This is a genomic window from Streptomyces sp. NPDC093085 (assembly GCF_040683935.1).
Classification (GTDB): domain Bacteria; phylum Actinomycetota; class Actinomycetes; order Streptomycetales; family Streptomycetaceae; genus Streptomyces.
In genome coordinates this window covers 575747-601328 of record NZ_JBFBFB010000003.1, presented here as the reverse complement: position 1 = coordinate 601328, position 25582 = coordinate 575747, and the positions used below count along the sequence as shown (strand labels likewise).

Genomic DNA, 25582 nt, shown 5'->3' with positions numbered 1-25582 from the left:
CGATCCGCTTCTCGATCCCCCTGACTTCCCGACCGACACCGCGCAGGAGGCTGTGTGATCCGGGTCCTCGTCGCCGACGACGAGCCGCTCATCCGGGCCGGCATCAGAATGATCCTCACCTCGGCCGACGACATCGACGTGGTCGCCGAGGCGGGGGACGGCCGCGAGGCGGTGGAGAGGGCCCGGGGCGGCGGCGTCGACGTGGCGCTGCTGGACATCCAGATGCCGGTGATGGACGGGCTGACGGCCCTGGTCGAACTCGGCCGCGCGGCGCCGGGGGTACGGGTCCTGATCCTCACCACCTTCGGCGAGCGCGACAACGTGCTGCGGACGCTCGGCCACGGCGGTGCGGGCTTTCTGCTCAAGGACTCCGCGCCCGACGAGCTGATCCAGGCGGTGCGGGCGGCGGCCGCGGGCAACGCGTATCTCTCGCCCGCGGCCACCCGGCATGTCGCGGACGCGCTCTCCTCCCCCGGGGCCACCACCCGGGGGGAGGCCGCCCGGCGCCGCCTCGACGGGCTCACCACGCGGGAGCGCGAGGTGCTCGCGCTGCTCGGGGAGGGGCTCTCCAACGCGGACGCGGGGCGGCGGCTGCATATGAGCGAGGCCACGGTGAAGACGTACGTCAGCCGGATCCTGACCAAGCTCGGCTGTGACAACCGCGTCCAGGCCGCCCTCCTCGCCCGCGACGCGGGACTCCAGCCGGGCGGGCTCTAGCCGGGCGGACTCCGGCCGGGCGGGCTCTAGCCGGGCGGACTCCGGCGGGGCGGATTCCGGTCGGGCGGACTCCAGCCGGGGAGCCGGGCCGTCCGGCCGGGCGGGGTGTGACGGGATCCTTCCGGCCCGCTGGGCCGAAACTGTTGTATCCTTACGGCCGTATCCGCACCTCCGTGCCCGAACGGGCGGGCCCCCGCTCTTCGGAGCCCGGGCCGCGAAACACGCTCGACTCCGCTCATCCCCTCGGCGATCATCAGGAGAGCGTCAGGGGATCCGCGGGTATCCCGCCTGTCCCCCCGGCGCCCGGACATCCGGTCACCCGGGGTGCGAGGGAGGGCAGACCTGCCGTCCTTTGGGGCAGACGGGCCGGGCGGGGCCGGGCGGCGGCGCGACCGCCGGGCGACCGGGGCCGCCGGGGGAGTGCCGCCGGAGGGGTGGCGGAGGCGGGGGAGGGGCCCTCGTGGCGGGTGACCGCCGGGGGGTGTCCGGGTGAAGCCGAAGGGCCCCCTGGATTGTGAACGGAGTATTGCGGGGCTCTATTCGGCCAACCGGGCGCTGCCCGCAACCGAGGCACGGACGGACCGGTCAGATGTCCGGGCGCGTTCCGCTGACCGGTCGGGCGTACCGGGGCCGGATCCGGAAGTGACGAGCAGAAGAACCGTTTTTCCTTCGCTACGGGGCCGGGTACGGCGCCCCGGGGCCGAGGGGGGCCGACGGCGGCCCGGTGGCCCGGAAAAGGCTGCGGGGTGACCCCCTTCTGACCGAACGGGCCCTCGCCCATGTCCGGTTCACCGCTCGGTGAGGCTGGAATGCACAGGTGTCGAAAAGCCGCTATGGACCACCGGATGACGGCCGTGGCAGGATCTGCCCCCGACGCCGACACACGAACGCATTCGTGGGCCGGCCCGTTGAACAGTTGAGCGAGCGCCGTTGAGAAACGTCGTTTGGCAAGCGCCTCAGCCGGTGATTGTTCTCCTTGGTGCGAGCGCCGGTTCCCGCACGGAGCACAAAGGTCCGCATCCGCGCATGGGGATGCGCGATCCCTTTCCTTCAGTATCCGCTGTCTCCTGCTCTCTCACCCTGCTGTCTCTTCCTGCCGTCTTCCTGCCGTCTTCCGCTGTCTCACGCTGTCCGCTGCTGTCTCCTGCTGTCTTCTGTTGTCTCTCTGTCCTCCTTCTGTTTCCTCTGTCATTGAGTAATCCCCTACTCCTTCACGCACCCCGTCGCCACTTTCCGGCGCGCCATCGGGTGTTGGCACGACCGGCCTTTCCGGCGTGCGTTCCTGACGTACCGACGGTCTCGGCATGCGTATTTCGCCGGACCGGGGGGCGAAGCGACCGAACCGAGAATGGGAAGCCATATGTGCGGTATCGCAGGCTGGGTAGATTTCCACCGCGACCTGACCAGGGAGCGGTCCACCGTGCAGGCCATGACGGAAACCATGGCGTTACGCGGGCCGGACGACACCGGCGTCTGGCTCGCCCCCCACGCGGCGTTCGGCCACCGCCGGCTGGCGGTCATCGACGTCGAAGGGGGCAGGCAGCCCATGGCCGCCGACGACGCGGCCGTCCTCACGTACAGCGGAGAGGTCTACAACTTCCGTGAGTTACGGTCCCAGTTGGAGGCCAAGGGGCACCGCTTCCGGACCCGCAGCGACACCGAGGTCGTCCTACGCGGCTATCTGGAGTGGGGCGAGGCCCTGCCCGAGAAGCTGAACGGCATCTACGCCTTCGCCCTCTGGGACACCCGGCGCGAGGAACTCCTGCTCATCCGGGACCGGATGGGCGTCAAACCGCTCTTCTACTACCCGCTCCCCGACGGCGGCGTGCTCTTCGGCTCCGAGCCGAAGGCCATCCTCGCCCACCCCCAGGCCGACCACGCCGTGGACGCCGACGGGCTGCGGGAGATCTTCACCATCACCCAGACGCCAGGGGTCTCCCTCTACAAGGGCATGCACGAGGTGCGCGCCGGCGAGGTGGTGAAGGTCCGCCGCCAGGGCCTCACCAAGCGGCGGTACTGGCAGCTCACGGCCCAGGAACACACCGACGACGTGGACACGACCGTCCGTACGGTGCGCGGACTCCTGGAAGACATCGTGGAACGGCAGCTCGTCTCGGACGTCCCGCTCTGCAGCCTGCTCTCCGGCGGCCTCGACTCCAGCGCGCTCACCGCCCTGGCCCTCAAGCACGGCGACGTCCGCTCCTTCGCCGTCGACTTCGCCGGGTACGCCGACCACTTCCAGCCGGACGAGATGCGCGGCAGCGCCGACGGGCCCTTCGTCCGCGACGCGGTGGAGCATCTGCGCCCCGATCACACCGACATCACGCTCGACACCACCGAGCTCACCGATCCCCGGCTCCGCGTCAGTGTGCTGGACGCCTGGGAGTACCCGCAGTTCAGCGGCGACATGAACTCCTCGCTCTACATGCTGTTCCGGGCCATCCAGGGACGCTCGACCGTCGCGCTCTCCGGGGAGTCCGCCGACGAGGTGTTCGGCGGGTACGCCTGGTTCCACCTGCCCAAGGCCGTGGACTCCGGGACCTTCCCCTGGCTCGTCTTCATGATGCAGAAGCAGCGGCCCGAGGACCTCTTCGACCCGGCGCTCCGCAAGCAGCTCGACGTCGCGTCGTACGAGCGCGACCGGTACGCCGACGCGCTGGCCGAGGTGCCGTATCTGACCGGGGCCGGGGTGAGCGCCCGCGAGCGCAGGATGCGCGAGGTCTCGTACCTCCACCTCACCCGCTTCGTGAACATGCTCCTGGACCGCAAGGACCGGCTGAGCATGGCGCACGGCCTTGAGGTCCGGGTGCCGTTCTGCGACCACCGCCTGGTGGAGTACGTGTTCAACACCCCCTGGGCGATGAAGACCTTCGACGGGCGCGAGAAGAGCCTGCTCCGGGCCGCCGTCTCCGACCTCGTACCGGAGTCGATCCTGGAGCGCCGCAAGAGCCCGTACCCCGCCACCCAGGACCCCGCGTACGGGCAGGCGCTCCGCGCCACACTGACCGAGCTGATCGCGGAGGGCACCGCGCCCGTACTGCCGCTCCTGGACGACGAGGCCGTCCAGGGGCTGCTCGCGACACCGCCGGAGGCGACCGCGTCCACGGTGACCCGGATCAGCCTGGAGATGGTGCTCGACCTGAACGCCTGGCTGGACTCCCAGGCGCTGCGCGTCGACGTCTGAGGGCGTTGCCGTCCGTCCGGCGCCGCCCTTCACCTCCTTCGCCGCCTTTCGCTCCCCCCGCTTCCCCGTCTTCCCCCGCTTCCCCTTCTTTTCTCCGCACGTCCTATTCGACAGGAGTGGTTTCCGTATGCGCAGCAGCGAGTTGAAGACCGGCAGGTCCTTCGGGCTCAACTTCGACCACAAGGAGGACTTCTTCCAGACGCTGGCGGACTTCTGCAAGGAGAACGACGTCCGTCAGGGGTACATTCCGATGTTCCTCGCCGCTTTCGCCGAGACCGAGATCGCGGGAACGTGTGCGCGGGTCGAGGACCCGGAGGCCCCCGTACGTCTTCCCGTATACCTGGAGAAGGTCGAGGCCGTCGGATCCGGGACCTTCTCCTATGACCCGGTCAAGGAGATTGTCGTCCCGCATGTGCATGTCACTGTGGGCCTCAAGCAGCAGTCCGCGCTGGCCTACTCCAGCCATCTGATCTCGGCGACGGTCCAGTATCTGACCGAGATGCTGATCGTCGAGGTCGCCTCCCCGAATATGCGCCGGCCGGTCCACGCCGACCTGTACGACGTTCCTCTGCTCACTTTCGAAGACTGAGCGCCGAACGCCGAACGCCGAACGCCGAACACTGAAAGTCGAAAGTCGAAAGTCGAAAGTCGAACGACCAGAACCGAGAGCGAGAGCCATGTCCGCTGAATTCTTCCCCTTCCCCGAAGAGCCGCTCGGCGCGATTCCCGCGAGCTGTGCCCGGCGCCGTGACACCGACCCGCTCGGGCAGGTCACCCTGCCCAGCGGGGACGCCGTACGGCTCGCGGTCCGCTTCGACGATGTCGAGGCCGTCCTCACCGACCCCCGGTTCAGCCGCGATCTGAGCAAGCCCGGCTGCCCCCGGCTCCAGGCCGGCGCCGACATGTCCGACGACCGCGACACGCTGATCAACATGGACCCGCCGCGCCACACACGGGTACGCCGCCTCCTCAGCCGCGCGTTCACCGTACGGAACATCGAGAAGCTCCGGCCGCGCATCCGCGAGATCGTCCAGGAACTGGTCGACACCATGGCCGCGTCCGGTCCCGGCCCCGTCGACCTGATGGCCGGGCTCGCCGAGCCGCTGCCCATGCGGGTGATCGCCGGGGTGCTCGGTGTCGCCGACAGCGACCTCGACCAGTTCCGCCACTGGTCGTACGTGGCGATGAGCATCACGCCCGACATGGCCGACGAACGCGTCGCGGGGCGCGAGGAGTTCTTCGCGTACCTGGTCGACCTCATCGAGAAGCACCGCGCCGAGCCCGGCACCGACCTCCTCGACGCCATGATCCAGGCCACCGAGGACGGCGACCGGCTCACCGAGGCCGAACTCTGCGACACCGCACGCTCGTTGCTGCTCGCCGGGCACGAGACCACCATGACCTCGATCGGGCGCGGCATCTTCACCCTGCTCCGCCACCCCGAGCAGTACGCCCAACTGGTCGCGGACCCCTCGCTGGTGCCCGCCGCCGTCGAGGAGGTGCTGCGCCACGACTTCCCCGCCGACGTGGGCTTCCTCCGGGTCGCCACCGACGATGTCGAGCTGCCGTCCGGGACCGTCCGGCGCGGGGAAGGCGTCATGCCGGTCATCTCCTCGGCACACCGCGACACGAAGCGGTTCGCGGACCCCGACCGGTTCGACATCCACCGCGTGGACAACGCGCACATCGCCTTCGGCAAGGGCGCGCACTACTGCATCGGCGCGTATCTCGCCCGGGTGCAGTTGCAGGAGGCGTACGACGTGCTCGTCCGCACCTTCCCGGACCTGCGGCTCGCCGTACCCGCCGAGGAGATCGTCTGGAAGCCGGACATGATGACGCACGCGATCGCGGAGCTGCCGCTCACATGGTGAGCACGGCCAGCACCGTGAGCAGGGCGAGTACGGCGAGTACGGCGAGTTCGGCGAGTTCGGCGAGCGCCGTGCGTACGGAGAACCTGGAGAACTGGGAGGTGAGGCCGTTATGAGTACCGCAGAAGCGACGCCCGACGGCATGCCGGGCGGCAGGCCCGACGACATGCCCGTGCTCTACCGCCCCGAGGACGTGGACCGGATGGCGGAGGACCTGCCGGCCATCCGCACCATCGCCGACTGGTGCACCGAGTTCCTGTCGAAGCCCCACCCCGACCTCGGCCGGGGCGGCTCCGTCTGCCCGTTCATCCCGCGCGCCCTCTCCATGAACCGGGTCTCGTTCGTCGTGCTGCGCACGGCCCACCGCACCGAGGCGGAGATCGACCGGATCATCGCCTCGTACCGGGAGACCATCCTCCGCATGGAGCCGGTCTCGGGGCAGGAGGCCATGGACAAGGCGATCATGGTGATCCTCCCGGATGTACGGGAGGAGGACGCGGCCGAGGTGGTGGACGAGACCCACCGCAGGCTGAAGGCGGAATTCGTCGCCTCCGGCCTGATGATCGGCAAGTTCCATCCGCTGAGCGAGCAGGGCGGGCTCCACAACCCGGGGTTCCGGCCGCTGCGCAGCCCGATCCCGCTCCTCGCCATCCGGCACATGGTCGACTCCGACCTGCCGTTCCTCAACCGGGTGGACGACCCCGTCGCCGACCGGATCAAGTTCCTCGAATCGTACGGACAGCGCTTCGAGGACGGCGAGGGGTCCCGCTGGTCGGAGAAGGGCCGCAGCGCCATCGACGAGCTGCGCGTCCGTGCGGAGTCCGAGCGGTGACGGGCGCGACGCCACGCAGGGTGGCGATCGTGGCCGGCGGCGGCCGGGGGATCGGCGCGGAGATCGCGCGCCGGCTCGCGGCGGGCGGGGTGGATGTCGTCATCGGATACGTCCAGGACACCGTGGCCGCCGAGAAGCTGGCCGGGGAGATCTCCGGGGCGGCCTCCGGAGCGGCCGGCGGGACGCCCGGCGGGACCGGCAACGGGGCCGGCGGCGGCTCCGGGCGGGCGCTCGCCGTGCGGGCGGACATCGCCAGGACGGATGACGTCGTACTGCTCTTCGACGCGGCGGAGGCCGCCTACGGCCGGGTGGACATCGTTGTCTGCTCCGCCGGGGCCCATGCCGCGCGGCGCGGTCCGATCGCCGATACGGACGACGACGACTTCCACAGGGTCGTGGACGTCAACCTCCGCGGCACCTTCCATCTGCTGCGGGCCGCCGCCAACCGGGTGCGCCCGGGCGGGCGGGTCATCACCTTCTCCAGCTCGGCCCTCGCCCTGGGCGCCCCGGGCCAGGCCCTCTACAACGCGGCCAAGTCCGCCGTCGAGGTGCTGACCCGGCAACTCGCCAAGGAGCTCGCGGGCCGCGACATCACCGTCAACGCCATCGCCCCGGGGCCCACCGGCACCGAACTCTTCCTCAGCGGCCGGCCCCCGGAGGCGATCGAGGCGCTGGCCGCGCAGATCCCGCTGGGCCGGATCGGGCGGCCCGAGGACATCGCCGCGGTGGTGGAGTTCCTGGCCGGCGAGGACGGCGGCTGGATCAACGGGCAGGTGGTGCGCGCCAACGGAGGAATCGTCTGAAACCCAGCTCACACCCGGAAAGGAGCACCACCATGCTGGACAGCACGCTGGCGCACGACGAGAGCCACCAGGCCCCTGAGGCCCACCCCGCCGGGCTCTTCGCACACCTCTCCGTCGCGGTCATCGACACCGACACCTTCGCGGCCTTCGTCGACGACGCCACCGAGCAGTACCGCCTCGGCCTGGAGTCGGTGAAGGCGGAGGGGCCCCGGCTGCACCGGCCCAACAGCTTCGGGCTGCTGGGCGGGGTGTTCGAGGACGACGCGATGATCGTGAAGCAGGTCGCCTTCGCCACCAACGTACGGGCCGTCGAGTCCGTACCGCTGGAGGAGTTCAAGGAGAACATCGTCCCCCAGTTCGGCAAGCAGTACGACGACGGGGAGCGCGGGTTCTGGTGTGACTCCCGCGAACTCCTCAAGGTCGTGCGGCAGTTCGAGGACGCCGGGCTGGAGATGCTGGGCTCGGTCCATATGCACCCGGACTGGCACCGCATCGGGCCCGCCCACGAACGCGGCAACGACAGCCTGAGCGAGAACCCCAGCCGGATGGACGAGTACCTGTTCCGCAACGCCGGCTGGCCGCTCAACATCATCTGTTACCTGGAGAGCCGGGGCGGCGGCATCACCCACACCTATGCCGCCTGGTCCCCGCCCGCCACCGACGACCCGGCCGCGCGGGTCAGGAAGATCACCGTCAGGAACTTCGTGGCAGGCCACACCGGGGCCGAGTGATCCCCTCCGCACCACCGGACCACCGCAGAACACACCGCCGCTCCCAGGCGCCCCGAGCCAAAGGACCACGCATGCACGAGTATCCGCGGAACGCCGGTACGGTGACGACGCCGTCCGACCCCGACTACGAGCGGGCGCGCCGGATCTGGAACAACCGGTTCGACTGCCGGCCCCAGGCCATCATGTACCCGGCGAACACCGACGAGGTCGCCGCCGCGGTGGATCACGTACGGGACAACGGCGTCCCGTTCCGTATCCGCTCCGGCGGTCACAACAGCGAGGGCTTCTGCACCCTCGACGACGGCATCGTCATCGACCTGTCGAAGCTCGGCTCGATCGCCGTCAACGAGGACCGCTCCCGCGCGACCATCAGCCCCGGTGTCCACCTCGGCGAGGTGTACGCCAACCTGTGGTCCGTGGGCGGCACCATCCCCGCCGGGGTCTGCCCCGACATCCGGATCGGCGGCCATGTGCTCGGCGGCGGCATCGGGATGCTCGTACGCTCCCGGGGCCTGCTCATCGACAACCTGGTCGGGCTCACCCTGGTCGACGCGCACGGCGAGACCCTCCGGGTGGACGAGGACCACCACGCCGACCTGCTCTGGGCGTGCCGGGGCGGCGGGGGCGGCAACTACGGGATCGCCACCTCGTACACCTTCGAGATGAAGCCGATCTCCGATGTGACGATCTTCCGCCTGGAGTGGGGGTGGCAGGGCGGCATCGGGGTGCTCGACGCCTGGCAGCACTGGATCCTCGACGCCGACTCCCGGATCAACTCCCGCTTCAACTTCTTCCCGCAGGCGGCGGACAGTGTCATGACGATCGGCCTCTTCGAGGGGCCGGCCGACGAACTGCGCGCGCTGCTCGCCCCGTTGACCAACGCCCACCCGCCCCGGGACTTCTCCGTCCGCACCATGCCGTACATGGAGTGCGTCGGCACCTTCAGCGAGCAAGTCCCCTCGATCCGGGCCAAGTTCGTGCCCGCGCTCGCCGCCGGGCCGCTCTCCACCGAGGCGCTGAAGACCCTGGAGCGCTGGCACCGGGACGCGCCCGCCGGGGTGAAGACCGGGTTCTACGGGCTGGGCGGCACCGTGCTCGGCTCCGTGGCCCCGGAGAGTTCGGCGTTCGCACACCGCGACGCGTCGATCTGCGTCGAGTACCTCGGGCACTGGCACGGGGCGGAGTCCGACGAGGAGCACCTGAGCTGGCTCTCCGGCATCCGGGCGGAGCTGGACCCCTTCATGACCGGCGGCGCCTATGTCAACAGCCCCGACCGCGACCTGGAGAACTGGCTGCACGCCTACTACGGCGAGAACCTGCCCCGGCTGATGGAGGTGAAGCGCGCGTACGACCCGGAGAACGTCTTCTCCTTCGAGCAGTCCATCCCGGTGTCGCTCACCGAGACCCAGGCCGCCGCCGCCCGTCTCCCCGGCACCGTCCTCGCCGACCTGCGCGCCCGGGGTCTGGTCACCACCGGCTGACTCCCGGCCCCGTACCACCAGCACCACCAGCACCACAGGCACACGGAGCCGCTTTTCAAGAAGTCGAAGAGGTCCGTTCGGCTCGGCACACCGCACCGACCCACCCCCGCTCGAATTCCTGAAGGAGCCCATCGTGGACAACCGCATCAAGACCGTCGTGATCCTGGGCGGCGGCACCGCCGGCTGGATGGCCGCGTCCTACCTCGGCAAGGCCCTCCAGAACACGGTGAAGATCGTGGTCCTGGAGGCGCCCACCATCCCGCGTATCGGCGTGGGCGAAGCGACCGTCCCCAACCTCCAGCGCGCCTTCTTCGACTACCTCGGCATCCCCGAGGAGGAGTGGATGCGGGAGTGCAACGCCAGCTACAAGATGGCCGTCAAATTCATCAACTGGCGCACGCCCGGCGAGGGATGTCCCACCCCCCGTACGGTGGAGGGCGGCCGGCCCGACACCTTCCACCACCCGTTCGGGCTGCTGCCCTCCGCCGACCAGATCCCGCTCTCCCACTACTGGGCGGCCAAGCGGCTCCAGGGCGAGACCGACGAGCCCTTCGACGCCGCCTGTTTCGCCGACACGGCCATCATGGACGCCAAGAAGGCCCCCCGCTTCCTCGACATGCGCCGGGCCACCAACTACGCCTGGCACTTCGACGCCGCGCGCGTCGCCGCGTACCTCCGCACGTTCGCCGTCACCAAGCAGGCGGTCGAGCACGTCGAGGACGAGATGACCGAAGTCCTCACCGACGAACGCGGGTTCATCACCGCGCTGCGCACCAAGTCGGGCCGGCTCCTCAAGGGCGACCTGTTCGTCGACTGCTCCGGCTTCCGCGGACTGCTGATCAACAAGGCCATGGAGGAGCCGTTCATCGACATGAGCGACCACCTCCTCTGCAACAGCGCGGTCGCCACCGCCGTCCCGCACGACGACGAGAAGAACGGTGTCGAGCCGTACACCTCCTCGATCGCCATGGAGGCCGGCTGGACCTGGAAGATCCCCATGCTGGGCCGGTTCGGCTCCGGGCACGTCTACTCCAACGACTTCGCCACCCAGGACGAGGCCACCCTCGCCTTCGCCAAGCTGTGGGGGCTCGACCCGGACCACACCGAGTTCAACCACGTCCGCTTCCGGGTCGGCCGCAACCGCAGGGCCTGGGTGCGCAACTGCGTCAGTGTCGGCCTCGCCTCCTGCTTCGTGGAGCCCCTGGAGTCCAGCGGCATCTACTTCATCTACGCGGCCATCCACATGCTGGCCAAGCACTTCCCGGACAAGACTTTCGACAAGGTCCTCGTCGACCGGTTCAACCGGGAGATCGAGGAGATGTTCGACGACACCCGGGACTTCCTCCAGGCGCACTACTACTTCTCGCCGCGCATGGACACCCCGTTCTGGCGGGCCAACAAGGAACTCACCCTCGCCGACTCCATCAAGGACAAGGTCGAGACCTACCGCGCCGGTCTTCCCGTCAACCTGCCGGTGACCGACGAGGGTACCTACTACGGCAACTTCGAGGCCGAGTTCCGCAACTTCTGGACCAACGGCAGCTACTACTGCATCTTCGCCGGCCTCGGCCTGATGCCCCGCACCCCGCTGCCCGCGCTCGCTTACAAGCCCCAGTCGACGGCCGAGGCCGACGTGCTCTTCGCCGACGTCAAGCGGAAGCAGGAGACCCTGGTCGAGGAGCTGCCCTCCACGTACGAGCTGCTGCGCCAGCTCCACGGTGCGTCGTGACGGGGGCGACGGAACAGGCGACGCAGGCGCCGCCGGACCCGCCGGGGCAGGTGACATCGCGGCAGCACTACCGCGACCTGATGAGCGCCTTCCCCACCGGAATCGCCGTGGTGACCAGCCGCGACGCCCAGGGCACCCCGCGCGGCATGACCTGCTCGTCGGTCACCAGCGCCACGCTCTCCCCGCCCACCCTGCTGGTCTGCCTGCGCAACGGCAGCGCCACCCTCGACGCGGTCCGGGCCAGCGGCGGCTTCGCCGTCAACCTCCTCCACGAGGGCGGGCGGCACGCGGCCGAGGTCTTCTCCGGGCCCGACCCCAACCGCTTCGCGCGCGTCCACTGGCGCGAGTGCGGCTCCGGAATGCCCTGGCTCGCCCAGGACGCGTTCGCGGTCGCGGAGTGCCGGGTCAGCGGCGTCCAGGAGATCGGCGACCACACCGTGGTCTTCGGCGAGGTCGGCCGTATCTCCCAGACCGACGCCACCCCGCTCCTGTACGGTCTGCGCTCGTTCGCCGCCTGGCCGCTGCCCACCGGCGGCGAGGGCCGGGAGCCGGAACCGCTCCTCACCGAGACGGGACAATGATGACTCCATCCCAGGTGACTCCCCACCAGGCCGAGCAGGTCTCCTTCGACAACACGGAGCTCGACAAGTTCGCCGCCTACCGCTCCGACGGCGCCACCCCCGACGCCCCCGACATCCTCGACCTCTCCAACAACGAACTCATGCTGCCGCCGCTCCCGGCGGTCGCGGAGTCGCTGCACCGCAGCGGCCTTCGCGTCAACCTCTACCCCGACCCCGCCGCCCGCTTCCTCAAGGCCAACCTGGCCCGGCACTTCGGCGCCGAGCCGGCCGAGACAGTGGTCGGGCCCGGCAGCGGCGGTGTCCTCCAGCAGCTCCTGCTGGTCCTCGCCGGGCGTGGCGACGAAGTCCTCTACGCCTGGCCCGGGTTCGACGCCTACCCCCTGCTGGTCGCCGTCACCGGCGCCACCGGGGTGCCGGTGCCGCTCACCGCCACCGGCGAGCACGACCTGCCGGAACTGCTCGGGCGGGTCACCTCCCGTACCCGCGCGGTCATCCTCTGCTCCCCGCACAACCCCACCGGACGCCGGATCCCCCGGGACACCCTCCGGGAGTTCCTGGCGGCGCTCCCGCCCCGGGTGGCCGCCATCGTCGACCAGGCGTACATGGAGTTCGACGAGGAGGAGGACCCGCACGACCTCGGGCTGATCAGGGAGTACCCGAACGTCGTCCTGCTGCGGACGTTCTCCAAGGCGTACGGTCTCGCCGGGCTCCGGGTCGGGTACGCCTTCGCCTCCGCGGAGATCGCCCTGCGGGCCCGCAAGACGGTCATCCCGTTCTCCGTCACCCACTCCGGCGAACAGGCGGCCGTGACCTCCCTCGCCCAGGGCGAGGAGCTGGCCCGACGGCTCGCGCATGTACGGCGGTTACGTGCCGACCTGCACGCCGACCTCGGGGCTCAGGGACTCACCCCGATCCCCTCCTCGGCCAACTTCGTCTGGCTCCCCCTGGGCGGAGAGTCGGACCGCTTCGCCGAAGCGGCGCTGCGGGCCGGCGTCCTGGTCAGGTCCTACTCCGGCGACGGCGTACGGATCTCGGTGGGGACCGAGGAGGCGCACCGGCGGGTGCTGATCGCGGCGAAGGAGTTCCTGTCGGTGTGACACCGGCGTGACACCGGCGTGCCTGCCGGTGTGCGCCCCGCCCTGTGCACGCCGGTGTGCGTGTCGCACTGTGTACGCCGGTGTGCGTGTCGCACTGTGTACGCCGGTGTGCGCGTTGCTCAGTGCACGCCGGTGTGCGCCTCGCACTGTGTACGCCGGTGTGCCGCGTACCCCCGGTGGGCCTGCCTCCCCCAGCAGACCCACCGGGTTCCCCCCTGCCCTCCGCGCCGCTGCCCCTCCCCCCCCCGCGCTGCTGCCCCCTGCCCCCTGACGCCCTCCGAGGCTGATTCCGATGACTGGTAACGCCGTATCCGACTTCTTCCTGGCCCTGACCCTCGCCATCTGCGCCGCCAAACTCTTCGGCGCCCTGCTCCGCCGGGTCGGACAGCCCCCGGTCGTGGGCGAGATCCTGGCCGGCATCCTGGCCAGCCCCATGGTGCTGTCGGCCACCGCGAGCGAGACCATCTTCCCGGACGCCGTGCGCCCCGTCTTCGCCGGGCTGGCCCATGTCGGCCTCGCGACCTTCATGTTCCTCGTGGGGTACGAGATGGACGGCGCCCTGCTCCGGGGCCGTAAGCGGGTCCCCGTCGCCGTCGCCGCCGGCTCGGTCCTGCTGCCGCTCGCGGGCGGGATCGCCGTCGCGATCCCGCTGGCCGCCACCTACGCGCCCGGCAGCCACACCGGGTTCGTGCTCTTCGTCGGGGTGGCCGTCTCCGTGACCGCCTTCCCCGTACTGGCCCGTATCCTCGCCGACCGGCGGCTCAACCGTACGGCCACCGGCGCCGTCGTCCTCGTCGCCGCGGCCATCGGCGACCTGGTCGCCTGGATCTGCCTCGCCGGGGTCATCGCGTTCGCGGGCGGCACCGGACAGTGGCGTACGGCCCTGATGCCGCTCTTCGTGCTCCTCCTGGGCCTGGTGGTACGGCCCGCGCTCCGGCGCGCCGTCCACCGCGCGGAACGCGAGGACCGCGAGGCCACCGTCCTCTTCCCGGTCCTCGTCGCGGGCCTGCTGCTCTGCGCCGCCGCCACCGAATGGATGGGCATCCACTTCATCTTCGGCGCCTTCGCGTTCGGCGCCATCATGCCGCGCGCGGGGGTCTCCGAGCGGATGCGCCATCTGGTCGTGACGCGGATGCAGCAGAGCGGCTATCTCCTGCTGCCGCTCTACTTCGTGGTCGCCGGGATGAAGGTCGACCTCTCGGGCGTCGGCGGCGGAGTCCTCCTCACCCTCGCCCTGGTGATCGCGGTCTCCATCGCGACCAAGACGGTCGGGGTGTACGTGGCGGGACGGCTGGCCGGCGCGGAACACGGCCAGTCGCTGACGGCCGCCGTCCTCATGAACACCCGGGGGCTCACCGAGATCGTCATCGTCTCCGTCGGGCTCGAAATGGGCCTGATCAACCAGCAGTTCTACTCCATCATGGTGTTCATGGCGGTGGTCACCACGGTGCTCACCGGACCGCTGCTGAAGGTGCTCGGCACCTCGGGACATGTCGAACTCAACCCGCCCGACCCCGCCCCCACGGAGGTGAGGGAGAAGCAGGACGCCGCCAACTGAACACTGCTCCGGGCGAGTTGCGTGGCGCGCCGCACACCTGCTGCCATGGAGCGCATGCACCCAGCGTTCATGCCGGCGTCCACGCCGATACACCCGCGGCCGCACGGGCCGGCACACACACCGGCAACCACTCCGGCAACCACTCCGGCAGGCACACCGGCACACGCCGCGGCACACACACCGACACACAGGCCGGCCGGCACGGCGAAACACACCGGGAGAGCCCGCACCCCGGTACGCGCCCTCGCCGCCACCCTCCTCGCCGCCGCCCTGTCCCCCGTGACCACCGCCGGGGCCGCCCCCGCCGACGGCTCCGGCCAGGTCACCCTCCGCCTCGAAGCCCCGGCGGAGTTCACCCTCTACCCGGCGGACGAGGGCGCGGAGGCGCGGAACACCGACTTCGTGGTGCCCGTGTCGGTGGTACGGAGCGACGGCGGCGACGCCCGTGGTGTCACCGTCACCGTGAACGTCTCCGGGCTCGGCGGGGTCGCCCGCGCCGAGCCCGGCGGCGGGGGCAACTGCGGGCGGAAGGGCGCGGTGTTCACCTGCCGCTACGGCGATGTGCAGAACGGCGACGGCGAGTCCAACAACCCCTTCGTCCTCACCGGGGCGGCCGGGGTCTCCCCGGGCGACAGCGGTACGGTCACCTACACCGCCACCGCCGACAACGCCGCCCCGGTCACCGGCACCACCCGGATGACCGTGGGCGGCCCCACCCTGCTCACCCCCGGGGAGGAGAAGCCGCTCACCGGGGTCGAGCCGGGGAAGCCCGCGGAGTCCGCTTCGGTGACGCCCCGGTTCGCCAACCACAGCCGCTTCACCCCCGCGAACGGTGTCGGCCTGCGGCTCTCCTCGCAGGACGGTGTGATCATCGCCGGGCGCCCCGAGAACTGCCTCTTCAACCCCGCGTACACCGAGGCGTGGTGCACCTTCACCACCCGGCCCGCACCCGGCACCGCGTACCGCACCAGCTCCCCGGTCGGGATCACCGCCGCCCCCGGCACCCTCGCCGCCACCCTCGCCTACACCTGGTCCTCCGACGTCGGCGGCCCCGGCGAGCCCTCGTCCAAGGGGCTCACCGTGCGCGGTACGGACGCCCCGCTCACCCTCGCGGCCACCCCGGACCAGGGGTTCACCGGGGCCACCGGGTCCGTCCCCGTGGAGACCACGGTCCAGGCCGACCACGAGCCGATCGCCGCGCCCGTACGGGGCCGGGTCGGCGACACCGTGACCGTACGGCTCGGAGCGCGGAACAACGGCCCCGGGCAGAACGGCGGCATGGACGAGCAGGGCCGCTTCGAGGTGGTCCCGCCCGAGGGCACCACGGTCACCTCCATCCCGTACTCCATCGAGGGCGACCCCGGCGACTGGGCGTGCGAGCGGCCCGCCGCGAAGGGCGGCGCCTTCGTCTGCGAGCTGGACAAGGCCCGCTCCATGGACGGGCAGCGGGACGCCGGGAGCGTCACCCTCGGCTTCCGGGTCCGCATCGACCGCCAGGTCCCGGGGGCCCGGGGCACCATCCGTACCTACCACCCCTACGACCGCACCCCCGGCAACGACACCGCCTCCTTCCCCCTGGAGGCCTCGCCCGCCCCGTTCCACCGCACGGCCCCCTTCCGCTGGGGCGTGGGCGGAGCCGGGGCGGCCGTGGTGCTGGCGGCGCTGGCGTACCGCTACCGGCGACGGCTCTCCGGCACCTCCGCGGCCGGTACGGGCGGGACTACCACTCCGTGAAGGAGCCGTCCGGGTTCCGCCACACCGGGTTGCGCCAGCGCTGGCCGACCTCGGCCGCCGCGCGCACCGCCGCCTCGTCGATCTCGATGCCGAGCCCCGGCCCGGTCAGCAGGTTGACATGATGGTCGGTGAAGTCGAAGACGCTGGTGTCCACGAGGTAGTCGAGCAGGTCCGAGCCGCCCTCCGTGTTGTAGTGGATGCCCAGACTGGTCTCCTGGATCAGCGCGTTGGGGGTCGCGAAGTCGATCTGGAGGCTCGCGGCGAAGGCGACCGGGCCCAGCGGGCAGTGCGGGGCGAGGGAGACCCCGTACGCCTCCGCCATCGAGGCGATCCTGCGCACCTCCGAGATGCCGCCCGCGTGGCAGACGTCCGGCTGCGCCACCGCGATGCCCGCGCCCAGCACCTCCCGGAAGTCCCAGCGGGAGTAGAGGCGTTCACCGGTCGCGATCGGCACGGTGGTGGCAGCGCAGATCCTCCCGAAGTCCGCCGTCAGCTCGGGCACGACCGGCTCCTCGACGAAGAGCGGATGCAGCGGCTCCAGCAGCCGGCACGCCTCGCGGGCGACGGCGGGGGAGACCCGCCCGTGGAAGTCGACCGCGATGTCCGCCGCGTCGCCGATCGCCTCCCGGACCGCCGCCACCCGCCCCACCAGCAGGTCGAGTTCGGCCTTGGACTCCAGTGCGCGGGTCCGCCCGGTGCCGTTCATCTTGACCGCGTCGAAGCCCTGCGCCACCCGCTCCAGGGCGTGTTCGGCGACCCGGTCGGGCTCGTCCCCGGCGATCCAGGAGTACGTACGCATCCGGTCGCGCACCGCGCCGCCGAGGAGTTCGTACACCGGCACACCGAGCGCCTTGCCCTTGATGTCCCACAGCGCCTGGTCGATCCCCGAGACGGCGCTGGAGAGGACCGGGCCGCCCCGGTAGAAGCCGCCCTTCGTCATCACCTGCCACAAGTCCTCGATACGGAAGGGGTTCCGGCCGACGAGATAGTCCGAGAGCTCCGCCACGGCGGCGGCCACGGTCGCCGAGCGGCCCTCCACCACGGGCTCGCCCCATCCGGTGATGCCCTCGTCGGTGCGGACGGCGAGGAAGAGCCAGCGGGGCGCGACGGAGAAGGTCTCCAGTGCGGTGATCTTCACGGTTCTGTTCTGCCTTTCCCTTGAGGTGCGCGTACTCCAGCGGGTGACGTACGGGGGGTTCGCGCGGGTGGGGCGTCAGCTCCAGAGGGTCACATGGACGGCGGGGCGGAACCTCCCTGCCGTCACTCCTTCCCCACGGAGCATCGCTTGGAGCGCGCGCGGCGTGGTGACGAACCGCATCAGCTCGGCCGCCGCCGGGGGCGCGTCCCGGCCGGGGAGGGCGAGCGTGTGCCAGGAACCCTTCGCGGGGAGCGCCGGGCTGAGGAGCTGGCGGAGTTCGCCGCCGGAGAGCGCCCGGGTGACGGCGAAGGAGAGCGCCAACGCGACGCCCTTGCCGTGTTTCGCCTCCTCCAGGGCGGCGGCATGGCTCTGGAAGATCCGCTGGTGCTCCTCGTCCACCTGGAGCTGGTGGAGCACGGACGGGACGAGCCCGGTGCGGTCCGCCGCCGACGGGCCCAGCAGCCAGGTCTGGCGGCGGAGTTCACCGGGGCCGGCGGGCCGGCCGGCCAGCGGATGGTGCGGGCCGACGACGCCCACCATCCGGTAGTGGAGGAACGGGGCGCCGGCGATGGCCGGGTCCAGCTCGGCCGGGCGGGGCCCGATCGCCACGTCGACGGTGCGGTTGCGGAGCAGGGTGGCGAAGCGGCGCGGGCTGTGCACGCTCAGCTCGACGTCCAGGTCGTCGGCGCGCCCCGCGAAGAGTTCGATGAGTCCGGGCGCCGCGTGCTCGGCGAAGAGGCTCGACGTGGCGACGCGGAGCAGCCGCCGCCCCGACCCCGCCTGGCTCACCTCCAGAATGGTGCGGTCCTGGAGCCCCAGCAGCTCCGTGGCCCGGCTGGCCAGCCGCAGCCCGCCGGGGGTGAAGGCGAGCCCCGCGCCGGTCCTGGTGAACAACTTGTCGCCCAGCTCCTTGCGGAGCTGGGCGACATGCATGGAGACGGCGGCCTCGGAGACCGAGAGATCGGCCGCAGCGGCCTTCACCGAACCCAGGCGGACGACGGCGGCGTACGCACGGAGCTGGGTCGGCGTCATCTCTGCTCTCTCCCCGGGGTCCGTCCGCCGGTCGGCGGGGGCTCCGCTGGTCGGCGCCGGCGCCGGTGTTCCGCGCACGCCACCGACGGCCCCGGTTTCTCCGGCTCAGGGGCGACCGTGCCGTAACGCTATCCCCTGAGCCGCACAGTCGCTACAAGATCTTCACACCGACTCGACATGGAGCCCGGCATGCAGCGCGCGGGTGTGGTCCACGGACCGCACCGGTCCGGTCAGGGTCAGCGCGGCGGTGAGCCGGACATCGGTGCTGGAGGCGCCCAGCCGGACCTCCAGCGCGCCCGGTTCGACGATCCTGCGCCCGTCCCGCCCGGTGAAGGAGGCCAGGTCGGCGGGGAGGGTGACGGACACCCGCGCCCGCTCGCCCGCCGCCAGGGGAAGCCGTACGTACCCGACCAGCCGCTGTACGGGCTGGACGGCCGAGGCGACCGGGTCGTGCAGATAGAGCTGGACCACCTCGGCCCCCGCCCGCCCGCCCGTGTTGGTGACGGTGAACGAGAACGCGGCGGCGCCGTCCGTGGGCAGCGTGGTGACGGCCGTGGTCAACTCCCCCCAGGTGAAAGCGGTGTACGTGAGCCCGTGGCCGAAGGCGAAGGCGGGCGTCGGGTCGATGGTGGAGACATCGCTCCTGCGGGCCAGCGGCGCCGCGAGATACGTGGACGGCTGCGCACCGGGCAGCCGCGGTACGGAGACGGGAAGCCGACCCGAGGGGTTGATCCGGCCGCTGAGCACCCCCGCCACCGCCGGGGTGCCCTCCTGCCCGGGGAAGAACGCCTGCACGATCGCCCCGGCCTCCTCGACCGCCCGGCCCAGCGCGTACGGACGCCCGGCGAGCAGGGTCACCACGACGCGGGTGGTGGTGCCGTGTACGGCGTCGAGTACGGCGTCCAGCAACCTGCCCTGGGTGCCCGGCAGGTCGAGGCTTTCGGCGTCGCACCCCTCGCCGCTGGTGCCGCGCCCGAAGAGCCCGGCCCGGTCGCCGAGGGCGAGGACGACGGCATCGGCGGCGCGGGCGGCCCGTACCGCCTCGGCGATCCCCTCCTCGGTCGCGGGGGTGTCGATGCCGGTGCCGGCCACCGTGACCAGCTCGCTCTCCGGGAACTCCGCCGCCAACGCCTCCCGCAGGGTGGGGAGTTCGATACCGGCCGGGGTCTCCGGGTGGTGGGCGCCGACATGGACGGGGAAGGAGTAGCAGCCCAGGACGGCGGTGGGGGAGTCGCCCTGCGGCCCGATGAGCGCGATCCGGGCCGGGGACACGAGGCCCGTACCGCCGCCGTGACCACCCGCCCCCGCAGGGGAGTTGAGCGGCAGCGTCCCGTCGTTGCTCAGCAGGATCACCGAACGCTCCGCCAGACGGCGGGAGACGGCCCGGTGCGCGGAGGAGTCCAGGGTGACCGTGGCGCGCAGCGCCTCGGGCCCGGCCGCCGGATCCGCCCCGGCGAGGGCGTCCGGGCGGGGGCTCCACCCCGGGTCGAGCAGACCGAGCCCGGCCTTCTGGGTGAGGACCCGCCGTACCGCCCGGTCCACCGCCGCCACCGGCAGCCGCCCCTCGGCGAGCGCGTCCCGCAGCGGCTGCCCGAAGGTCTTCACCGTGGGCAGCTCCACATCGAGCCCGGCCGTCAGCGCGGCCACCGCGGCCCCGCCCCAGTCGCCCGCCACCCCGTGCAGCGTCCTCAGGAAGCCGACCCCGAAGTAGTCGGCGACCACCGTCCCTTCGAACCCCCACTCCTCCCTGAGAAGCCGGGTGAGCAGCCGGTCGTCCGCCGCGCACGGCACCCCGTCGATGTCGTTGTACGCGGACATCACGGAGCGCGCCCCGCCCTCCCGTACCGCCATCTCGAACGGCGGCAGCACCACATCCGCCAACTCCCGTACGCCCAGCGAGACGGGGGCCAGATTCCGCCCGCCGCGCGAGGCGGCGTACCCCGCGAAGTGCTTCAGCGTGGCGACGATGCCCGCCGACTCCAGGCCGCGCACATACGCCGTCCCGACCGTGCCGGTGAGGTACGGGTCCTCGCCGATGGTCTCCTCGACCCGCCCCCAGCGCGCGTCGCGCACCACGTCCAGCACCGGCGCGAGCCCCTGGTGCAGCCCCACCGCCCGCATGTCCCGGCCGATCGCGCCCGCCATGGCCCGTACCAGCTCCGGGTCGAAGGAGGCGCCCCAGGAGAGCGGCACCGGGTAGGTGGTGGCCCCCCAGGCGGCGAAGCCGGCCAGGCACTCGTCGTGGGCCATCGCCGGGATCCCGAAGCGGCTCGCGGCCACGACGCGCTCCTGGGTCCGCATCAGCGAGAGCGCCCCGACCGCCGGGTCGACCGGGACGGTGCCGAAGGGCCGGGTCAACTGGCCCAGCCCGTACGGCAGAAGCTCGTCCAGCGCGGGCGGCGCTTCCATGTCGTGCTGGTGCGGGGCGACTTCGGCACCGTCCGCGGAGGCGCCCGCCCACAGCCCGTAGAGCTGCGCGAGCTTCTCCTCGACGGTCATCGCCGCGATCAGCTCGTCGACGCGGCGCGCCCGCGCGACGGAACGGGCGCTCTCGGCGGGGGCTTCGGCGGGGGCTTCGCGCGGTGCGGATTCGTGGGGTGCGGCTTCGGCGGCGGCCTGGCCGGTGACGGCGGCCTCGGGGGTGGCACTCACGTTGTCGATCACTTTCCTCCGACCCCCATGAGCCCCTGGACCAGGGCTCGGCGGGCGAACAGGTAGACGAGCAGGACGGGCAGCGTGGAGAGGACCACGGCCGCCAGCAGACCCGGGATGTTGATCCCGTACGCGGTCTGGAAGTCGTACAGGCCGAGGGTGAGGACCTTGGTCTCGGCGGACTGCGTCAGGACGAGCGGGAAGAGGAAGCCGTTCCACGCCTGGAGGGCGGAGAACACCACGATCGTCGCGAGGCCGCCCTTCGAGAGCGGTACGACGAGCTGGAAGAAGACCCGGCGGGTCGACGCCCCGTCGAGGGCCATCGCCTCGAAGAGTTCGCCGGTGATGTCGCGCATGGTGCCGGTGAGGATCAGCGCGCAGACCGGGAGGCAGAAAGCGGCGGTCGGCAGGATGACCCCGATGAGGTTGTCGTACAGCCCCGCCTGGCTGATCACGTAGAACATCGGGACGATCACGGCCTGCGCCGGGATGGCGAGGCCGAGGAGGAAGAGCCGGAAGACGCGCAGGCTGCCCCGGCCCCCGTTCCGCACGATCGCGAAGGCCAGCGGGGGTACCAGCAGCAGCACGATCGCCACCACGCTGGCCGTCACCGCCAGGGTGTTGAGGAAGTAGCGGCCGAAACCGGCGGTGAGGTCCTGCGCGTAGTTGTCGAAGGTGAAGGAGCGCGGGAAGGAGAGCGGCCCGTTGGTGCCGTACTCGGCCCGGGTCCGCACCGTCGCGCCGAGCATCACGTACAGCGGCAGCGCGACCAGCCCGAGCCAGAGCAGCGCGCCGAGCCCGGCGAGGTAGTTGGGCCGCCGGCCGGCCGTCGTGCCGGGCCTTCGCGCGGTGGTGGTACGGGGCGTCACATCCCCTCCTTGGTGCCGGCCATCCGGTCGTACCCCGACATCCGCACCACGACCAGCGAGATCACCGTCGCCACCACGACCAGCAGCAGCGCGATGGCCGAGCTCTGGCCGAAGTCGAACTCCCGGAAACCCTTCTGGTACATGTAGTACGCGCTGATGCTGGTGTCGGTGCCCGGCCCGCCCTGCGTCAGGATCAGCACGGTGTCGAAGGTGGTGAGCCCGCCGACCACCATGAGAATCACCGAGGTGATGATCGCGTTGCGGAGCTGCGGCAGCGTGATGTGGAAGAACTGGCGGACCCGCCCGGCCCCGTCGATCGCCGCCGCCTGGTACAGCACATCCGGCACCGCGCGCGCCGCGCCCTGGTAGATGAGCGTGTGCAGCGGGGTGAACTGCCAGGCCGCCACGGAGACCAGCACCCCGATCGCCCCGGTCCCGCTGCCCAGCAGATTCCCGTCCCCGAAGAGCCACTTCAGCTCCGCCGGCACCCCGAAGTTCGGGTCGAGCAGCGCCCGCCAGAGGACCGAGACGGCGGCGGCGGAGAGCAGCAGCGGCACGAAGAAGATTGCGGAGAGCACCGCCCGGTTACGCTGCCGCCCCGCCGCCCAGACCCCGAGCAGCAGCGACAGCGGGGTCTGGGTGACCACCCCGAGCCCGGTCAGCAGCACGCTCAGCCAGAGGCTCTTGAGCATCACCGGATCGCGGGCGAGCGCGCTCCAGTTGGCGAACCCGGTGAAGCGCGGCGCCGCCACCCCGTCCCAGGCGGCGAACGAGAGCACGGCCACCAGCACCAGCGGGACCAGCGCGAACAGGGCGAAGAAGACGGCGGCGGGCACCGCCCAGAGCAGCCCGGGCCGCGCCACGGTATGCCCGGCGGGACCGGCGGGCCCGGCGGGACCGGTGTGCCCGGCGGGACCGCCGGTCCCGGAGCGGCCGGCCCGCCCGGACCGGCCGAGGTGCCCGGAACGGCCGGGGCGGCGAACGTCGGCGGTGCTCACCCGGCGGACAACCCCTGCATGGCCTTGATGAACCCGTCGGCGTCCATCGACCCGTTGAAGTACTGCTGGATGGCCGTCGACATCGGCGCGTTGGCGGACGGCGGGTACGCCTGGTCCCAGGAGAGCTGGAACGAGGGCGCCTTGCTGACCATGGCGAACTGGTACTTCAGATACGCCGGGTTCTCCGCCGAGCCGAGGAACTTCTCGGTGCTCGTGGTGGTCGGCAAGTTGCCGATGGCGAGCTGCGCCTCGACGAACTCGTCCGAGTACATCAGCTTCAGGAACTCGGCTATCGCGTCCGCGTGCTTCGTCTTCTTCAGCACCGAGTAGAAGTTGTTGGTGTTGCCGACGACATCGGCGGGATCACCCTTGCCGTCCGGCACGGTCGGAAACGCCGTATACCCGAGCCCGTTCTTCGCGAACTCCGGATTGGCGTCCTGCTGGGTCGAGTACACCCAGGAGCCCATCAGCTCGAACCCCGCCTTCCCGGTCGCCACCAGGGCGGGGGAGCCGCCGTCGGTGAACTTCACCGAGTCGTAGTTCGTGCCGAACGCGCCCGCGTCGACCAGCTCCTTGATCATGGCCAGCGCGCGCCTGCTCTCCGCGCTCTCCCAGACCGACGCGTCGCCCGCCAGGGCCTTCGCGAAGAGTCCGGGCCCCGCCACCCGGTCGTACAGGTACTCGAACCACATCAGCGTCGGCCACTTGTCCCCGCCGCCCAGCGCGATCGGAGTGACCCCCTTGGCCTTCAGCTTCGCGACCGCGCCGAGAAGCTCATCCCAGGTCCCGGGCGGGGTGATCCCCGCGTCGGCGAGGACCTTCTTGTTGTGGAAGAGCAGCACCGGCTGGGTGCCGCGCATGGGGACGCCGTACGCCTTGCCGTCGATCTTCGCCGTGTCGTAGACGGACGGCAGGAAGGCCGACTCCAGCTCCGGGTTCTTCGCCACCATGTCGTCCAGCGGCAGCAGCAGCCCCGACTTCACGAAGGGCCGGATGGAACCGCCGCCCCAGTTGAAGAAGACATCGGGCGCCTGCGGGGTATTGATGGTGGTCTGGAGCTTCTTCTGGTAGTCGGCACCGGGGACGGTGTCCAGCACCGCCTTGACCTTCGAGGTCTTGTTGAACGTCTCGACGATCTGCTTCTCCACCTTGTTGGTGGCGTCACCGTAGACGAGGACATGGAACGAGTCGGCCCCGCCCGGACCCCCGCTCCCTCCCCCGCACCCCGCCAGCCCCACCAGACTCAGCGCGAGCGCCAGCCCCCCGGCAACCCCCCGCCACACGGCCCGTTCCCTCACCATCGCGCAACCACCACCCTCTCCCGAAGCCCATCGAAACCATCTCGAAACTATCGCTGAGTTCGCCGAAAGTATCTGGCGTGTGACCGTAGGACTCCGCTCCGGAGCGGTCAACACCCCGGTCGGCGCGCAGCCAAACCGTTACCGATTTCGGCCCGATTTCGGGTCGACTTCCCTTGGCTTATCCTTCAGTCCATGCGTGATGAGACGAGTACGGGCCGGGTCACCCTGGCCCAGGTGGCTTCGCAAGCCGGGGTTTCCCTTTCGACAGTTTCGAAAGTGCTCAATGGGCGGCCTGATGTCTCCGCACCCACCCGGGGCAAGGTCGAGGAGCTGCTGGAGGCCCACGGCTACCGCCGCTCCAGCGCCGGCGCCCCCGAGGCCCCGCTCATCGAGATCGTCTTCCACGAACTGGACAGCACCTGGGCGATGGAGCTGATCAGAGGCGTCCAGAACGTCGCCAAGGAGACCGGCCTCAGCGTCGTCCTCACCGAGACCGGCACCCGGCACTCCCCGGGCGCCGACTGGGTCGAGGGCGTGCTGCGCCGCCGCCCGCTCGGCGTGGTCCTGGTCTTCTCCACACTCCCCGACGACCTGAAGAAGAAGCTCTGGTCCCGGGCGATCCCCTTCGTGATCATCGACCCGGCCGGCGACCCGGAGCCCGACGTCCCCTCGGTGGGCTCGGCGAACTGGGCCGGCGGCCTCGCCGCCACCCGCCACCTCCTCGACCTGGGCCACCGCAGGATCGCCGTCATCACAGGCCCCGAGGACATGCTCTGCTCACTGGCCCGCCTCGACGGCTTCCGCTCCGCCATGGGCATGGCGGGCGTGGCGGTCGACCCGGCGCTGGTCCGCTTCGGCGACTTCCACGTACGCTCCGGCCGCACCCACGCCGCCGAACTCCTCCAGGCCCCCGACCGCCCCACCGCGATCTTCGCCGGCAGCGACCTCCAGGCCCTCGGCGTCCTGGAGGCCGCCCGCGTCCTGAACCTCCGCATCCCGGAGGACTTCTCCCTGGTCGGCTACGACGACATCCCCCTGGCCCAGTGGTCCAGCCCCGCCCTCACCACCGTCCACCAGCCCCTGGTAGGCATGGCGGAAGAGGCCGCCAGAATGCTCCTACGCCTCCGCCACACCACCCCGCCCCCACCCCCCACCGACACCCCCCGCCCCCTCCCGCCCACCCCCACCGACCAGGCCGACACCCGCATCGAATTCGGCACCCGCCTGGTCGTACGCGACAGCACGGCCCGCCCGCCGGGACAGCGGGGGTAGCGGCG

At 71.2% G+C, this 25582-nt stretch carries 20 protein-coding genes; 14 read left to right on the top strand and 6 right to left on the bottom strand.

The window, feature by feature from the left end; translation table 11 throughout:
• Positions 1-54: 54 nt before the first annotated feature.
• From AB0O07_RS13395 to AB0O07_RS13335, 13 genes are all read left to right on the top strand, one after another.
• Positions 55-717: a response regulator transcription factor gene (locus AB0O07_RS13395; protein ID WP_365631389.1), complete on the top strand. Its 663-nt coding sequence runs from the start codon at positions 55-57 to the stop codon at positions 715-717.
• 1360 nt (positions 718-2077) lie between these two features.
• Entirely contained in the window at positions 2078-3901 is a 1824-nt protein-coding gene (gene asnB, locus AB0O07_RS13390; RefSeq protein ID WP_365631387.1) for an asparagine synthase (glutamine-hydrolyzing), read from the top strand.
• Between the two features lie 127 nt (positions 3902-4028).
• Positions 4029-4490 carry a DUF296 domain-containing protein gene (locus AB0O07_RS13385; protein WP_365631385.1) on the top strand — a complete coding sequence of 154 codons (462 nt, stop codon included), beginning with the start codon at positions 4029-4031 and terminating at the stop codon, positions 4488-4490.
• An 88-nt stretch (positions 4491-4578) separates the two neighbouring features.
• Entirely contained in the window at positions 4579-5772 is a 1194-nt protein-coding gene (locus AB0O07_RS13380; protein WP_365631383.1) for a cytochrome P450, read from the top strand.
• A gap of 109 nt (positions 5773-5881) precedes the next feature.
• Complete coding sequence (locus AB0O07_RS13375) at positions 5882-6601, top strand: DUF6875 domain-containing protein (protein WP_365631381.1); 720 nt, start codon at positions 5882-5884, stop codon at positions 6599-6601.
• Complete coding sequence (locus AB0O07_RS13370) at positions 6598-7404, top strand: SDR family oxidoreductase (RefSeq protein WP_365631379.1); 807 nt, start codon at positions 6598-6600, stop codon at positions 7402-7404. The genes AB0O07_RS13375 and AB0O07_RS13370 overlap by 4 nt, the downstream gene beginning before the upstream one ends.
• Positions 7405-7436: 32 nt before the next feature.
• Positions 7437-8135: a hypothetical protein gene (locus AB0O07_RS13365; RefSeq protein ID WP_365631377.1), complete on the top strand. Its 699-nt coding sequence runs from the start codon at positions 7437-7439 to the stop codon at positions 8133-8135.
• 71 nt (positions 8136-8206) lie between these two features.
• On the top strand, positions 8207-9616 hold the full coding sequence (locus AB0O07_RS13360; protein WP_365631375.1) for an FAD-binding oxidoreductase: 1410 nt from the start codon (positions 8207-8209) through the stop codon (positions 9614-9616).
• Between the two features lie 130 nt (positions 9617-9746).
• Complete coding sequence (locus AB0O07_RS13355) at positions 9747-11345, top strand: tryptophan halogenase family protein (RefSeq protein WP_365631602.1); 1599 nt, start codon at positions 9747-9749, stop codon at positions 11343-11345.
• Complete coding sequence (locus AB0O07_RS13350; RefSeq protein WP_365631373.1) at positions 11342-11926, top strand: flavin reductase family protein; 585 nt, start codon at positions 11342-11344, stop codon at positions 11924-11926. Before AB0O07_RS13355 ends, AB0O07_RS13350 begins: the two co-directional genes overlap by 4 nt.
• Positions 11927-11940: 14 nt before the next feature.
• On the top strand, positions 11941-13023 hold the full coding sequence (locus tag AB0O07_RS13345; RefSeq protein WP_365631372.1) for an aminotransferase class I/II-fold pyridoxal phosphate-dependent enzyme: 1083 nt from the start codon (positions 11941-11943) through the stop codon (positions 13021-13023).
• 292 nt (positions 13024-13315) lie between these two features.
• Positions 13316-14581 (top strand): cation:proton antiporter, encoded by a 1266-nt coding sequence (locus tag AB0O07_RS13340; protein WP_365631371.1) that lies wholly within the window; start codon positions 13316-13318, stop codon positions 14579-14581.
• 279 nt (positions 14582-14860) lie between these two features.
• Positions 14861-16315: a hypothetical protein gene (locus AB0O07_RS13335; protein ID WP_365631369.1), complete on the top strand. Its 1455-nt coding sequence runs from the start codon at positions 14861-14863 to the stop codon at positions 16313-16315.
• Here AB0O07_RS13335 and dgoD read toward each other — a convergent pair.
• From dgoD to AB0O07_RS13305, 6 genes are all read right to left on the bottom strand, one after another.
• Positions 16302-17453, bottom strand: a complete 1152-nt coding sequence (gene dgoD, locus AB0O07_RS13330) for a galactonate dehydratase (RefSeq protein WP_365631368.1) — start codon at positions 17451-17453, stop codon at positions 16302-16304. The genes AB0O07_RS13335 and dgoD overlap by 14 nt on opposite strands.
• A gap of 75 nt (positions 17454-17528) precedes the next feature.
• The gene (locus AB0O07_RS13325; RefSeq protein WP_365631366.1) at positions 17529-18485 is read right to left on the bottom strand and encodes a LysR family transcriptional regulator; all 957 of its coding nucleotides are present in this window, start codon (positions 18483-18485) and stop codon (positions 17529-17531) included.
• Between the two features lie 162 nt (positions 18486-18647).
• A complete protein-coding gene (locus AB0O07_RS13320) occupies positions 18648-20984 on the bottom strand; it encodes a glycoside hydrolase family 3 N-terminal domain-containing protein (RefSeq protein WP_365631600.1) in 2337 nt (778 codons plus the stop codon).
• A gap of 161 nt (positions 20985-21145) precedes the next feature.
• On the bottom strand, positions 21146-22006 hold the full coding sequence (locus tag AB0O07_RS13315; RefSeq protein ID WP_365631364.1) for a carbohydrate ABC transporter permease: 861 nt from the start codon (positions 22004-22006) through the stop codon (positions 21146-21148).
• Positions 22003-22869 (bottom strand): sugar ABC transporter permease, encoded by an 867-nt coding sequence (locus tag AB0O07_RS13310; RefSeq protein ID WP_365631598.1) that lies wholly within the window; start codon positions 22867-22869, stop codon positions 22003-22005. Before AB0O07_RS13310 ends, AB0O07_RS13315 begins: the two co-directional genes overlap by 4 nt.
• Before the next feature lie 131 nt (positions 22870-23000).
• Complete coding sequence (locus AB0O07_RS13305; protein WP_365631362.1) at positions 23001-24305, bottom strand: extracellular solute-binding protein; 1305 nt, start codon at positions 24303-24305, stop codon at positions 23001-23003.
• Positions 24306-24497: 192 nt separating this feature from the next.
• Here AB0O07_RS13305 and AB0O07_RS13300 point away from each other — a divergent pair, with 192 nt between their 5' ends.
• Positions 24498-25577: a LacI family DNA-binding transcriptional regulator gene (locus AB0O07_RS13300; protein ID WP_365631361.1), complete on the top strand. Its 1080-nt coding sequence runs from the start codon at positions 24498-24500 to the stop codon at positions 25575-25577.
• Positions 25578-25582: the final 5 nt, after the last annotated feature.